Source organism: Spirulina sp. LEGE 11439, from assembly GCF_059821285.1.
Genome location: NZ_JCAMRX010000002.1, coordinates 298,805 through 313,815 on the forward strand (window position 1 = coordinate 298,805; position 15,011 = coordinate 313,815).

Annotated in this window: 11 protein-coding genes; 2 read left to right on the forward strand and 9 right to left on the reverse strand. The window is 42.9% G+C overall.

From position 1 onward, the window contains the following. Nucleotides 1-8: 8 nt before the first annotated feature. On the reverse strand, nucleotides 9-1,283 hold the full coding sequence (locus AC6RV6_RS02690) for an ATP-binding protein (RefSeq protein WP_500238757.1): 1,275 nt from the start codon (nucleotides 1,281-1,283) through the stop codon (nucleotides 9-11). 181 nt (nucleotides 1,284-1,464) lie between these two features. Between AC6RV6_RS02690 and AC6RV6_RS02695 the strand changes: the two genes are divergently transcribed. Continuing rightward, entirely contained in the window at nucleotides 1,465-3,021 is a 1,557-nt protein-coding gene (locus tag AC6RV6_RS02695) for a polysaccharide biosynthesis/export family protein (protein WP_500238758.1), read from the forward strand. 62 nt (nucleotides 3,022-3,083) lie between these two features. Beyond that, nucleotides 3,084-5,363 carry a GumC family protein gene (locus AC6RV6_RS02700; protein WP_500238759.1) on the forward strand — a complete coding sequence of 760 codons (2,280 nt, stop codon included), beginning with the start codon at nucleotides 3,084-3,086 and terminating at the stop codon, nucleotides 5,361-5,363. Nucleotides 5,364-5,374: 11 nt separating this feature from the next. On the opposite strand, the gene AC6RV6_RS02705 is transcribed toward AC6RV6_RS02700, so the two are convergent. The 8 genes from AC6RV6_RS02705 to AC6RV6_RS02740 form a co-directional block, all read right to left on the reverse strand. Further along, on the reverse strand, nucleotides 5,375-6,208 hold the full coding sequence (locus AC6RV6_RS02705; protein WP_500238760.1) for a carbohydrate ABC transporter permease: 834 nt from the start codon (nucleotides 6,206-6,208) through the stop codon (nucleotides 5,375-5,377). 102 nt (nucleotides 6,209-6,310) lie between these two features. Then, nucleotides 6,311-7,462 carry a serpin family protein gene (locus tag AC6RV6_RS02710; RefSeq protein ID WP_500238761.1) on the reverse strand — a complete coding sequence of 384 codons (1,152 nt, stop codon included), beginning with the start codon at nucleotides 7,460-7,462 and terminating at the stop codon, nucleotides 6,311-6,313. A 90-nt stretch (nucleotides 7,463-7,552) separates the two neighbouring features. Further along, nucleotides 7,553-8,872: a serpin family protein gene (locus tag AC6RV6_RS02715; RefSeq protein WP_500238762.1), complete on the reverse strand. Its 1,320-nt coding sequence runs from the start codon at nucleotides 8,870-8,872 to the stop codon at nucleotides 7,553-7,555. Nucleotides 8,873-8,985: 113 nt separating this feature from the next. Beyond that, nucleotides 8,986-9,843, reverse strand: a complete 858-nt coding sequence (locus tag AC6RV6_RS02720; RefSeq protein ID WP_500238763.1) for a hypothetical protein — start codon at nucleotides 9,841-9,843, stop codon at nucleotides 8,986-8,988. Beyond that, nucleotides 9,840-10,391: a sigma-70 family RNA polymerase sigma factor gene (locus AC6RV6_RS02725; RefSeq protein ID WP_500238764.1), complete on the reverse strand. Its 552-nt coding sequence runs from the start codon at nucleotides 10,389-10,391 to the stop codon at nucleotides 9,840-9,842. Before AC6RV6_RS02725 ends, AC6RV6_RS02720 begins: the two co-directional genes overlap by 4 nt. Before the next feature lie 19 nt (nucleotides 10,392-10,410). Then, nucleotides 10,411-10,860 (reverse strand): DoxX family protein, encoded by a 450-nt coding sequence (locus AC6RV6_RS02730; RefSeq protein WP_500238765.1) that lies wholly within the window; start codon nucleotides 10,858-10,860, stop codon nucleotides 10,411-10,413. A gap of 124 nt (nucleotides 10,861-10,984) precedes the next feature. Then, the gene (locus tag AC6RV6_RS02735; protein ID WP_500238766.1) at nucleotides 10,985-13,888 is read right to left on the reverse strand and encodes a S8 family serine peptidase; all 2,904 of its coding nucleotides are present in this window, start codon (nucleotides 13,886-13,888) and stop codon (nucleotides 10,985-10,987) included. 143 nt (nucleotides 13,889-14,031) lie between these two features. After that, nucleotides 14,032-15,011: HNH endonuclease family protein (locus AC6RV6_RS02740; protein ID WP_500238767.1), on the reverse strand; the 980-nt coding region annotated here is incomplete at its 5' end.

Consider the following 15,011-nt stretch of genomic DNA (forward strand, 5'->3'; position numbering starts at 1 on the left):
ATAACCGATTACTCATTAACCATTGCCAATTCTGCCTTAAGAAAATCAACAAATTGTCGAGCAGTCCGTCCAGAACGTCCATTATGACGGGTTGCCCATTGTTTGGCACGAAATTCCAAATCTTCTTTTTTAAGACTTATATCGGCTTCTTTGGCTAAATGACGGACGATTTCTAAGTAGGTCTCTTGGTTAGCGGGTTCAAAGGTTAACGTTAAGCCAAAGCGATCGCTAAACGATAACTTTTCTTGCATGGTATCCCAAGAATGAACCTCATCGCTATCCCTCGGACGGGGACGATCTTCAAAGAATTCGCGAATTAAATGACGGCGGTTAGAAGTCGCATAAACTAAAACATTATTTGCCCTTGCCGTAATACTCCCTTCTAAAACCACTTTAAGAGATTTAAACGCCTCATCATCTTCTTCAAACGAAAGATCGTCCACAAAAATAATAAATTTTTGCGGGCGATCGCGTAATTGTTCTAAAATCTCGGATAAGTCGCGCAATTCCGATTTGCTAACTTCAATTAAACGCAAACCGCGATCGCTAAATTTCCCTAATAACCCCTTCACCAACGATGATTTACCCGAGCCGCGACTGCCATAGAGCAGGACGTGCAAAGCCGGATAGCCGGATAATAAGAACTCTGTATTTTTAATTAAAGTTTGTTTAGGTTTCTCATAGCCCACAATTTCAGTGAGTTGAATGGGATCCGGGTGAGTAATTCCTTTTAATTGTTTTGCTTCCCAACGAAAAGCACGATAGCGAGCAAAAAGTCCCGTCCCATTTTGCTGATAGTGTTTTACTAATTCGGGTAATGTCTGACTCCAATTGTCGCGATCGTGGAGAAAATGCGATCGCCTTGCTTCGAGCTTCCAAACGATCGGCAACTCCTTCATTTTACAGATACCTCGCACCCATTGGCTTAACTGTTCGCCACTACAACGATAGAGAGAATGTAGGGTTTGCAAATCGTATTTAACCGCATTAATTAAAGCTGGAGGTAATGTATCGAGGGAAACCTGTTGGACTTGTCGGCTAAACGGATTGTCGTCCCATAAAATTTGTTGGATGAGGTAATCCTCCCAGTTTTGCCCCGTCGTTGCCAAGGCTTTGAACCAATCTCCATAAGCCTGTAAACAATGAACGGAATTGCCTTCATGTAGGGTGTGAAGTAGGGAAAGAAATGCTTCTCCAACTTCGTTATCGAGAACATTTTGATAAAGCAGTAATGAAGCGGCTTGTTGTTGGAGAAAATGGATGGAAGGATTGACCGAAGACATAAATTTTGGCGACTAACAAAGGAAAATTAAGATATCGATCGTGGAGAAGAAAAACCCAAATATAGTTTATCCTGTTTCGAGCGATCGCTTAAAATAAATACCAGACGGTTATCGGCATGCTTTCTCTCCCCAAAGCAAAAAGCGATCGCTATGACCGTTCATCCTTCATTGCTTATCGTTCATGGAAATGCTCAGAGTATTTTTACCGATATTTTTTCTCAATATTCTCGCTGGATTTGGCGGCGCGATCGTTTTTCTTGCTGCTCCCGCTCGAGGGCAAATTCCCATTTTCGAGGGACAACTTCAAGAAGATTGCCCCGACTGTATTTTTACCCCAGCCCCCGCGAATCTCCCCAACCCTGCGAATTTCCCGACCAATCGCGGCTTGGAGGGAGCCTATTTACTCGGCGGCGGCGATATCGTCACCATCGATGTTTTTGAAGTTCCTCAATATAGCGGCCTTTACCAAGTTCCCGTAGATGGCGTTATTTTTATGCCCCTGATTGGTGGCGTATCCATAGGGGGATTAACCCTAGAAGAAGCCACTCGTACCATTTCCAGCGAATATGCCGCCTACCTCAAGCGCCCCTTAGTCACTATGCGTCTCGTCAATTCTCGCCCTCTCAATGTTATTGTCGCGGGGGAAGTCACCAATCCGGGAGCGTTTAGCGTCAGTTTGATCGGAGGGGCTGGAGATAAACCGGGAATCCAGTACCCCACTATTACCGCCGCCTTAAGCGAAGCTGGAGGCATTGCCCTCAGTGCTGATATCAGCCGTATTCAAGTCCGTCGCCGCAGTTCTGATGGAGGTAGCGATCGCCTCTTTGAAGTTGATTTAGCCAGTATTTTGCAAGCCGGCGATCGCACGGTGGATCTAACTTTGCGAGATGGGGATACGATTTTCGTTCCCGTGCAACCCGATATCGATCTTCGCAACCTGCGCCAACTCGCTACCCTCAACTTTGCCGCCGATATCGAAACCGGACGGACTGTATCTGTTGTCGGAGCAGTAAAACGCCCGGGGTCTTATAATATTATCGGAACGGCACTATCAGGAGGAGGTGCAACAGGACTCACCGGAGGACTCCCCACTTTAACCCAAGCTCTGCAAGAAGCCGGAGGTATTCAGATGACCGCCGATATTCGCAATATTGCCATTCGCCGTCTCACTAAAGCCGGCGGCGAGCAAATTATCCCGATTAATCTCTGGGAACTCTTGCAAGCTGGCGATATTGCTCAAGATACGCCCTTACAAGCAGGAGATACGATTGTCGTCCCCGAAGCCCGTCAATATTCCACGGCAGAACTGAGCGAACTGGCAACGGCTCAATTTGCCCCCACTTCGATTCAAGTCAGCGTTGTCGGAGAAGTCCGGGATCCCGGTGCGATCGACGTTCCTCCCAACACAACCCTCAATCAAGCCTTGATGACCTCGGGCGGATTCAATCGCGATCGCGCCTTTCGGGAAAACGTGCGCCTTATTCGCCTGAACGCTGACGGAACGGTTATTTCTCGAGAAATTGATGTAGATATTGCCCGTGCAACGGTTAACGAACAGAACAACCCCATTCTCAGAGAAAACGATATCATTCTCGTAGGGCGCAATCGCAATGCCAAACTCTCCGATACACTCACGACCTTTTTTAATCCCGGACCCGGTGCTCTTGCCATCTTTTCCATTCCTGCTACTATTTTTGGTATTTTAGAAACCTTGGGGATTATAGATATTCCGAATTAAAATTTTACTAATGACTAATTCACTGATAACTGTTTACTGATAACTGTTTGCTGTTCCCACTTATGGCACCCAAACCGGACTATCCTTTTTTTGCACCGCAATCTTCTGAATACTCTTTATCTCCTTCTTCTCTAATTCCCAATCAACAAGAAGAAACCAGCCTAGATTTAGCATGGCTTTTTTCTGTTGTTCGTCGCCGGATCGGGATCATGGTGATGGTATCGGGAGTTTTAGCGATCGCGACGGGAGGGGCAATTTTTTTAGAGTCCAAAAAAATTGAAGAGGCATTTAAAGGCTCGTTTCAAGTTTTAGTCGAACCCGTTACCGTAGAAGGACGTTTGGCTCGTTTATCTCTACTTGCTCAAAGCGGAACTCGCACGACAACCGCCACCGAATTATCAAAAGAAGGGGTAGGTCGCTCGGATTTGGTAGATTACGAAACGCAAATTCGCGTCTTAAAAAGTCCTAAAATTTTAGATCCATTAGTCGAAAAAATACAAGTTAAATATCCCGATATCAAAATTGGTGATTTACAGAAAAATTTATCTCTCGAACGCATTAAATATGAAAAAGATGGCAAATTTGAAGGCACAAAAATTTTAGAAGTTATTTATGGCGATCCCGATCCGGATAAAATTATCTTTATTTTAGAACAAGTTAAAGAGGTTTACTTAGAATATTCTTTAGAAGAACGTTTAAATAGTCTCAATAAAGGAATTGGACATATTAACGATCAGTTACCTCAATTAGAAACACGAGTCGATCAACTACAAAAACAACTCCAACAATTACGCGAACGCTATCACGTCAATTATCCCGAAGAAACAGCCAAAGATCTAGCCGCTCAAGCACGAGATTTAAGCAGCCAGCGCATCCATACCCAAGCTGAATTAGAAGAAGTTAAAGCCAATTATACCAGCCTCAAAACACAAATCGAATCGGGAAATCCCATTCCTCTTATCTTAAAAGATACAGAAACTCTACAGGCTTACGCGCTGCTCCTCAATCAATTGAATACTATTGAAGCCAAGATTGCTACAGAGTCAGCACAATTTAAAGCAGATAGTCCTCGCATGGAGGTTCTCCATGAAAGACAGAAGAATTTAAAGCGAACTTTAACCCGAGAAGCGAATAAACTTTTGGCAACTGTATCGGTAAAAATGCGGGATCTAGAAGCGCGAGTTAGCTATCTCCAATTGACCGAACAAGGATTACAAAATCGCCTCGATACTTTCCCGAACGTTTTGCGTCGCTATACCGACCTCGAACGCAATCTTGCGGTTGCATCAGAGAGTTTAAAAACATTTTTAGAAAAGCGAGAAGGCTTGCAATTAGATGCTTCTCAAAGCGAGATTCCTTGGATGTTAATCAAAGAACCCGACTTGTGGAGATATCCGAGTGGCATACCATTGTCATTTAAAAGCGGTAATACCAAACGTCAACTCGCGATCGCTATCATTCTTTCATCTCTGGTCGGTGTAGGGTTCGGCTTTATTGTTGAAATTCTTCACTCAGTTTATCATACCCCCGAAGAAATCAAAAATGCGACAAAATTAAGATTATTAGGGGCGATTCCCGCATTTAAAAAGCTAAAAAAATATGAGAAAAAACTAGAAAAACTGGCAAAAAAAGAGCAAATTTTACTCGTTCCTTCTGATTTTCCTCAGCCTCATTATCCTCCTGCTTATTTAGAATCTTTTCGCTCTCTTTATACGAACATTGACCTCTTGGGAACGAGTCGTTCTCTTGTCATTGGCTCGGCGGCTCCAGGAGATGGAAAATCAACGATTGCTCGCCAATTAGCAGAGACGGCAGCGAGTATGGATCGACGAGTTTTATTAGTTGATGCCGACCTGCGAAAACCTCAGTTACATTTGCGTTTGGGGTTACAAAATAATCTCGGACTCAGCGATATTTTGCAAAGCGATCTGAGTTTAAACGATGTGATTCAACAATTTCCCCTCGAAGAAAATCTCTTTTTCCTCTGTGCCGGACAAACTATCATCGATCCGGTGAAATTATTATCATCCCACAAAATGCAGCATTTAACCGAACAATTTCAAGGCTTTTTCGATCTGGTTATTTATAATGTTCCTCCCCTCGTCGGTTTGGCAGATGGTCATATTTTAGCGGCAAAATCTGACGGAATTATTCTGGTCGTTCGTTTAGAAAAAACCGATCGCGGTTTGCTCAATAAAGCGATCGAAAATCTCAAAATTTCTGGGGCTTCCGTTCTGGGTTTTGTGGCTAATAATGTTAAAAACTACATTCCCGTTCCCTATCTTCTTCCTCGAGAACGTCCTTCTCGCTTTCCTCGTTTGCGTCATTTCAATGAGAAATGAACATTCCCATTTTATCCTTTGACTCCGCTTCCAGTTTCTGTCGGAATAATATAACGTTGAACGAAGACAAAAAATAATAATGCAGGGGCAATAGCAATAATAGAACCAGCAGCAACTAAACGCCAGTTTAAATCTTCTCCTCGAAATAACTTAGAAACACCTAAAGGAAGGGTATAATATTCAGGATCGGTAATCGCAATCAACGGCCAGAGAAAATCGCTCCAAGAACCGATAAAAACAAAGATTGCTAATGTGACTAATGCCGGACGAACGGCAGGAATCATGACATGCCACCATAAACCCAATTCTGTACAACCATCCATGCGAGCGGCTTCTTCGAGTTCTTTGGGGACGCTTTGGAACGCTTGGCGCAAAAGAAAAATACCAAAAGCAGATGCGATCGCGGGAAAAATAATTCCTAAATAGCTATTGACTAAATTTAATCTCACAATGAGAATATATAAAGGAATCATGACAATTTGAAAGGGAATCATGATTGTAGAAACCACAAGGGCAAAAATCCAATCCCGCCCTTTAAATTTTAATCTAGCGAGAGGATATGCCGCTAAAGAAGACGATAAAAGATTGAGAAAAACGGTTAAGATGGCGATTAATGTACTATTGAATAAATAGCGCCCAAACGGATGTGAGTTCCAAACTTCACGAAAGTTATTGAGGGTGGGTTCGCGAGGAATGAGTTGAGGAGGAAACCCAAAAATTTGTTCTGCGGGTGACTTTAAAGATGTTCCCAACAACCACAGTAAAGGAAATAACATCAAGAAAGCTAGGAGAATTAAAATAAAATAAGTTTGCAATCTTTGCGATCGCGTTTTACTTTGAGTCATTTTAGCCCACATTTTAGCCTACAACGAACGGCGAACAGTGAATAAAGGATATTGTTATTATATATAGAATCGCATGAATAGGTTCTTTTTCTTAAAAATTGTTCATTGCTCATTGACAAGGGGATTCATGACACGACCCATAAATAAAATACTACCCGATTCCGTGTCGCGAATTAAGAATAAAAAAGGTCGATCGACTTTAAATTGTTTGGTAACGCGAGGGACGCTGCGAAAACCTATAACTGCTGAAGTCGTGGCAGCCGCTTCCGTACCTTGTTCGTTGACTTTAATAAAGGCTTTATGAACGACATTTTGCAAAACGAGTTCGCTCTCATTGCTCATCCCTGAAAAATCCGAAAAAGGGCTAAATGCTTGCTGCATTCCCATTGTTTCTAACGTCTTTTTTAGTTTAAATTCAGAAGTTATCGAGAATTTGGGGAGGAAAATTTCAGTTAAATCCCCCGTAAAATTTCTTTCTAACTCTGATAACCGTTGAATGAGATTTTCGCCTGTTAAATTTTGTTCGAGTTGCTCGATCCCATCAATTTCTCGGGGGAGCAAAATCACTATTGAGAAAGAACTATCGCGATAGAAAAGTTCTATAATTTGCAGATCGGAGTATTCGATGGAGGAAAAATTTTGAATATTATGGTGCATCATCGAAATGGAAATCGAATGATTTGACGAGAGCCAAAACGTATCCTCTTGTGTATTTTTCTCGGGGAATTGTTCTGCCCAACTTGCTTGAAAATAAATGACATTTGTGAGAACCAAGCGCGTTAGGCGATCGATAACGTCGGAGGGTATTGCATCTTGAATTTTTTGATTGGTTCTTTTTGCGACCCAATTGTTAATGTTTTGACGAGTTGCTTCGGGTTTTTTTGTAAAATCAACTCGAGCAACTGGGGCTGCATAGCGATCGCGCGTTAACTTTAAAAAGCGATCGCAAACCGTAAAGTCTTGTTGCAACCAAATACGATTGGCCATTTTGAGAATTTCGCGAGCAGACTCCTGAAAATACTGTAAAATTTCGGCAAATTCGGCGTGTAATTGTTCTGAAGGGACATTAAAATGCAAAACCTCTGCCATTTCCCTTGCTGTTTCCTGTCTTGCTCCACCGTAGGTCATTGCCAAGGACACGGATACGCTAAAAGGAGAAAAAAATAAATTTTCGCCTGTTGGTTTGAGGTGTTGATAAAGAGCGATCGCAAATTTTGTGTTATCGCGAACGATGGTTTGAGTATCTTTGCTCATTACTAAATATAGGAATTTATTCTTAAATTATTGGAATAGTAGGAAGAATAAGTCAAGACTTGTTGTTCAAAGGCAATATTTAACCTTCATTTATTCAAGGGGATTCAAGACGCGACCTATAAATAAAATACTATTCGATTCTTCATCGCGAATCAAGAATAAAAATGGGCGATCGACGGTAACGGTTGCAATCAGAGAAGGAAGTCCTCGACTGCCCCCAATTACTGAGGTTGTCGCTCCTGCTACTGTACCGTGTTCGTTAACTTTAACAAAAGCTTTGTGTGCAACTTTTTGTAAAACGAGTTCCTCTTGCGTGCTAATTCCAGAAAAATCTGAAAAGCGATTAAATGCTCGCCGCATTCCCATTGCCATGAGAGTATCTTTCAGTTTAAAATCAGAAGCGATCGCAAATTTTGGTAAAGAAACCTCAGCCAACTTATTATCAAAATAGTAATTTAATTCTGACAACCATTGAATGAGATCGCTTGCCGTTAAATTTTGTTCGAGTTGCACGATTCCATCAATTTCTCGGGGGAGTAAAATCACCATTGAGAATCGAGAATCTTGGTAGAAAAGTTCGAGAACCTGTAGATCGGGATATTCGCAATAACCAAAATTAGAGATTTGATGGTGCATCATCGGTACGGAAAGCGAGCGATCTGATGCGATCCAAAAAGGCTGTTCTCGGGTATTTTCTTCGGGAAATTGTTGCAACCAACGATCCTGAAAATAGATAACATTGGTCAGGACAAATTGTGTTAAAGAACGGATATCTTGGGGGGAAAGTGCTTCTTGAATTTGCCGATTTGTTCTTTGAGCGACCCAATTATTAATTGTTTGACGAGCCTCTTCCGGATTCCCATTAAAGTCAAGTTTAGCAACGGGTGCTTGATAAGCATCGCGGGTCAAGGCAACAAAGCGATTTAAAACAGAAAACCCTTGTTGTAACCAAACGCGATTGGCCATTTTCAATGTTTCGCTGGAGGAAGTTTCCAGACTCTGTAATAGTTCGGCAAATCCGGCGTGTAATTGTTCTGAGGGCATATTAAAATACAGAACATCCGCCATTTCTTGCGCGGTTTTCTTTTTTGCGCCGCCATAGGTCATGGCGAGGGCAATTGAAATACTAAACGGGGAGAAAAATAAGTTTCCGTCTGTTGATTGGAGTTGTTGATAAAGATCGATCGCAAAATTTGTATTGCTGCGAACGACGGCTCGAGCATTGTTGCTGATTTCGCCGTCAGATAGAGATTTGCGATCGCTTTTTTCGGTTTCTTCCTGCTTTTGCAAACAACAAGAAGGATTGGCGGCCCCTTGCTTTGTCCCGTCCGAGAAGGACAATAGTAATATTGTCGTCAGTCCGCAAAGACAAAGAAATCGGCGAAAGAATAAGCGTTGTTTCTGTTTCATGGGGAGTCCCGAAGATGGGCGATCGCGCACCTGCTAAACGCGATTCTAGCATCTCGAACCCATGAACAAAAAAGCAAGATCGCCGATAATGGTGAAATAATAAGGTTTTTCCTTTAAATACCTTCGATCGCTGCAGCTAAACGATTGAGGCGATCGCGAGGAACTTCTGCGACCAGTGCGTAGAGAAACTTGTCATCTTCCCAAAGCACGATCGCTGGGCGATGGCGACGTTCGATATAAAGGCGACCGGAGCCTGGATGAGGATAAGTTGCGGTTTCTGGTTTCACGAGTTGGTAAAAAGAGAGGGGGCGATCGCCCTCGAGTTGATACGTTAATCGCACGCCTTTGGTTTTCACCAAACTACACAAACTACCGCCGATAAACGTTAATTCGTCGCGATCGAGTTGCGTGATGGGTAAAGAAACATTCAGTTCGCGATCGAAGCGTCGGGCCAGTTGTTGAACCGTCATTTCTGGTTTCTCGTTGGGATTTCCGGCTTGTTGAGTGACTTTAATATGATCGTTTGTCAGTTCGGAAAGTCCATCCCATTGATTTGCCAAGATAACCTCGGGAGCGATCGCGATCGTTCCGACGGTTTCGGGAGTCATTTGCTGAGACGTAGATTGAGATACAGCCTGTCGCAGTCGGTAATTATCCACCCCGAGGGCGAGGACGAGTAATGCTGCGATCGCTCCGGTTACGGCTTGGAAATTACGCGATCGATACCAATAGAGTCGGCGGGGATTTTCCACCCCGGCGAGAATTTTCTCCCGCAATTGAGGGGTTGGTTCTTCCTCGGGCAAGCCATAGGGCAAACATTCTAATATCTCTTGTAAGAGATCGCTTTCGTCAACGAGACTGGGATCTCGTGCAAGTAAGTGATGAAATTCTTCTGCTTCTTCTGGGTTGAGATTGCCCATAACAAAGCCCGCCATCAATTCTTCCATCCGAGAAGGCGAATGTTCGCTCATGTTTCGATGTCCCCCATAATTTCGGTTAATGCGTCCCGCAGGTTCAATAAGCCCCGCCGCGCCCAACTCTTCACGGTTCCTAGAGGTGCGTTCAATTGTTCGGCAATTTCGGTCTGGCTTCGGCCTTCATAGTATGCCATTTCTAAAACCCGGCGCTGATTGGCTGATAAGCGCTCGAGGGCGCAGCGCACGCATTCTCGTCGCTCTTCGAGAAATACACGGTCAAAAGGTGTGAGACGAGGAGAATGGGGCATATCTCGAAACCAGCGATCGCGCGTTTTGCGGTGGGTAGAGCGTTGGCGCAAGCGATCGATCCCTCGCGATCGCGTCAGCATGGTTAGATAGCTACTGAGGGAGCCGCGAGTCGGATCGTAATGATTGCGCCGCCAGAGGGAGAGAAAGACCTCTTGGGTGAGATCTTCTGCATCCCGAGGGTCGTTTAAGAGTTTGAGAGCAAGGGTATAAACCAAGCTGGCGTAGCGATCGTAAAGTTCTGCTAAAGATTTGCGATCGCCAGCTTGGACGAGTTGGGCATCAGTCTGAGGCATTGCTGATGCAGCCTGCAAGTTAGTATTTTTCAGCAGCAAGACGCGATCGCTCCTCTTTCAATTTCTGACGCTTCCGGCGTTTGGCATCCCAACTCGGAGCATCGGCACCCCGCAGAAGTAAGGAAAGGCCGCATCCTGCCATGACCAGACCGTAGGTGAATTTATAAGGATTGCCAATGGTGAAAAATCCCGGCACGATAAAGGTCATTAGCCCCATCCAAACAAAAATCGCCGCAATATACCGGGTGTAAAAGCCACAAATCATGGCAATACCCAAGGCAATTTGGGGCAGTCCCGCGACGAAGAGAAAGACATGGGGATCGATAAAAATAAGCTGCTGAAAGTCTTTGACGTAGACCTCTGCCATCGCTGGGGTGGTGATTTTCTGTACGCCCCAGAGAATGAGGGGAACGCCGACGAATAGCCGTAAGATTAAGTTTTCGTAACGGATGTAACGTTGCCAGTCCATATTTTTTGAGCCTCACACTCCCATGATTTACCTTTAATACGCAGGAGGAGAGCGATCGGATGCAGCAATGAGAAAATTTTTTGGGTGACTTTCAAAATTAAGGGACTCGGGGGGCAAATTGCGATTAGGCAAACTGCGATCGCCCCTCGTACAAGTTCGCCAGTTCTCCATTCCGACTCAAAGCAACGGCGCGACGGATAGCCCCATCAGCATTGACCAACCCGTGACCGAAAGCGTCGTCTTTGCCTTCTCCTGCCGCAACGCCTTGATTCGTGGTGGTTAAGTCCATGGCCGTATCGATGAGAATTTGCCGTAATTCCCCCGCACTTAAAGCCGTATTCACGCTCCAAACGAGAGAGGCAATGCCCGCCATATTGGGATTTGCTGCTGAAGTGCCGCCAAAGGTCTGATGATTGCCAAATTTATTCATGGCGGGGGAATCCGTGGCAGACATGAGGGTTAAGCTCGAGCCATAGTTAGAATAAGCCGCGCGATCGACTCCGATCGCATTGGTTAGCCCATCAATTTTTGTTGTACCTACTTTTTGTAATGCTCCGATCGCCATCACATTGTCGTGAGTGGTTTGCAATCTTGCCACACCACCACTCAGTTGTCGATTGTTAGGAATATCAATATCTTCGCCACCATTCCCAGCAGCGACGGCGAAGATGGCGCGATCGGCGTTCTCTCGCAAAAGTTCTTCTAACTGCCCTTGAGTACCGCCACTATTCAACCAGAATTCGCCTTGAACGCCGGTTTGGAAGACTACTCGCTGATTATGGGTCTCGGCGTAAGCGATCGCGTCTTTAATGGCGGTTTGCAGGTTGACCCCATCAATATAAACATTAGTCACATAAATATCACTTTCCCAATTAATACCCGTCACACCAAAGTTATTATTACTGGTTGCTCCCATAATAGTCGTCGCTGAATGTCCGTGACCGTAATTGTTATAACCATCAACGTCCGTTGCATCAGTAAGTAAACGATTCTCTAAATCTAAATCGTAGACTCCTTCCGAGGAACCAAATTCGCTTAAAATTCCCGTATCGAGGGTGACTAATAAAACATCTTGAGACCCGCGACTAAATCGCCAAGCACTCTCAACATTAGAAACCCGCAAATTCCACTGGCGATCGAAGTGCGTATCATTGGCGCTGACCTGTAATTCTAAATTGTCCCCCGAGGTAAACTCTAATTGTTCGATACCTTGGAAATAAATTTCATTGCCATTGGTTAAGGTGAGAAAATCAAAAGCCGTGCCTCGGAAAATGGCTTGTTTGCTGGTTGAATTAAACGGATCGTAGTTAGCCAAGTTAATGCCGTTAATACTGGCAATACTGCTACGATCTAAACCTAAAGAAAGGGTATCGGTTCCCCCTCGTCCGACAAAAACATGACCGATTCCAGTCAAATCGTTATAGGTTAAAGTTTCTCCGGCAACTGTACCAAATTGAGTTGTATTTTCATTCCAACTTAGAATGTTTAAATTTTGGAAGAATGAGTTTACTTCCAAGCCACCGAGAGTATTGGCAACGGTGCGAAAATCGTAACGTCCTCCTGTTAAATTAAAGCTATCTAAATTAATTAATCCATCGCTTAAACTCGCATTATTCCATGTGCCGAGGGTTGAGATGAGAGCGCCATTTTGCCATGCTTCCAAACGGACGCTATCTAAATCAAAAACATTTTCGAGATCGTAATTTACGCGCAATGCACCGCTTTGAAATGCAGTATTAGCCGTCGTATCTCCCGAAGCATCAAAGATATCAAAATTGCTAAAATTGCCGGCGAGAGTGTTTAATTGAAACTGGCGTTCAAAACTGTTACTCGCTGCACCCATTTTATCGTAAGCGATCGCACGCAAACGATAGTCCCCACTGCCTAAGTTACTCAAGTCTAAATTATAAGCAAAGTTCGCCCAATTCTGACTCCATGAGCTTGTTACTAAATTGGTGATTTGCTGAGGAGAAAAGATTTCCTTACTATTCAACCACAAACTAAATTCTACGCGATCGAGGTCTGTTCCGCCATCATCATCGAATACCCAAGCATTTTTAATCGTTAAAGTCTCATTAGAATTGTAGACATTTTTCTCGATAGTGAACTGTAATTTTTCTGGTGCATTGTTCCTTAAAATTGGGTCTTCGATGATAAACGAGCGCGAAAATTCTTCGCTTGCTGCATTCAATTGGTCGTAAGCAATGGCGTGTAAGGTGTACTTTCCGACATCTAGTCCGGAGAGGTCAATTTTATGGACAAAACTCGCCCATTTTGGACTCCAAGATGCTTGACTAAAATTAGCTTGTTCGGAAAATGCGATCGCTTCTCCGGTAAAATCTTCGAGGGTAAAGGTTATTTTTTGTAGGTCGATCGCGCCGTTTTCATCAAAAGCCCAACCCTTTTTAATTTCTAAAATCTCTCCACTTTCATACGCAATTTTATTGAGAGAAAAACGAGGCGATTCGGGGTTATGATTCGGGTGAGAAGCAGGATCTGTAATGGCAAAAAGGCGCTGAAATGAAACACTTGCCGATCCAGAACTATCATAGGCGATCGCAGATAACGCATAGTTTCCTTCAGTCAGTCCCAAACCGTCTAAACTCATCAAATGGGTAAAAGTTCCCCATTTGTTATCCCAAGAAGCGACGGTTATCTCATTAATTTGACCGAGATTAATTAACGAGGTCTTGTTTTGTTGGATTTCTAATTCAATGCGATCGATATCTGTTGCACCATCGCGATCGAAGATCCAGCCATTACGAATTGCAATACTTTCTGTCAGGTTATAATTATTCTTATCGAGGCTGAAAGACAAGCGATCGGGTGCTGTATTGGGAACCGGTGGTAAAAACCGATCCTGCATGGATGCAATGCTATTGGGAGGGGTTGCAATGTTGAGAGAGGCACTTTGACTCGCATTTCCTGCAATATTAAGCGGATCGTTCAATTCTGAGGTTGAGGCGATCGCATGAGGGGTGATATTCAGATCGTCGGTGTGGTATGGGGTGGGTGTTGAGTTGTACATGGGACACCTCGGGTGTTGCTTGCGATCGCGTTGAGTTTTAGCTGAACTTCTATTTTCTATGATGACAGAAATAAAAGCGATCGGCAATTCTCTCGTAACGGAATACAATCGATTTTAATGAAAAGATTGCTTCTGTGTCATTCTTAAAAATCCATACCCCAAACTTTCATTGCGATATCAACTAAAATTGTTTGACGTTTATCAATTGTGTGATGATTCCACTCATCAAAATTGACTAAACCAAATTGTTTCATAGCACGATTGAGTTGTGTATTATGACCAACTTGAGGAATTTCAACTAAAGAGTGCGTAAGTATTATTCGTGATTGCTGATAACCCAAAATTTTATCACTGTATGGTTTATCCGAAATTGAACTATTTATAGTTTTTTCGAGCAGTGTTAAATTACCAAGTTTTTGAGAATAAGAATCATTTTTAGAAACTGGGAGTATATGTTCTATTGTGATTGATTTATCTAAATAAAACTCTATAGGTTTTGAATTTCCATAGGATTTTTCTTCAATAAATTGGCTAATCTTTGCCAGCAAATAACGCAAACGAAATTTAGCTAAATTAGAACCAGATGTACCTATTAGAGAAGATTGAAAATCTTCTTTTAAAGATTTAAGTATAGGAATAAAATTCATTTGGATAAAATCATCTAGTTGCTCACTAGATTTAACTGTTTGTAGCTTTCTACTCCATTGGGAGAATTCTCGTGTGAGGTTAATATCTTTCCGTCGTGCTTTTCTTGTAAGAGAATAAATAAAAAATACGTTTTCTACATAACTTGATAACTTTTCAAAAAGTTCTATCTGTAAAAATCGACCTCCTAGCAATAAGATAAAATGTTGTTTGACTCTTCCTTGTATTTTGGAAATATTTTTAAGGTACTTGTTGTCTGAACCATCAATATTTTTCGCTTGAGTAAACTTACAATAATGATCGGCAGCTAAAATTAAATTATCAAGAAATTTAATCGGATTACTTTGGATTTTATATTCCTCACCTTTTTTGAGAAACCAATCGTAAATTTCCTCCTCGGGAAAATTATTTGACAAATCAACTTTAGGGTCTACCGAAGTTGTTGTGCTAAAAAGAGATAAATAGTACAGTAAAAATG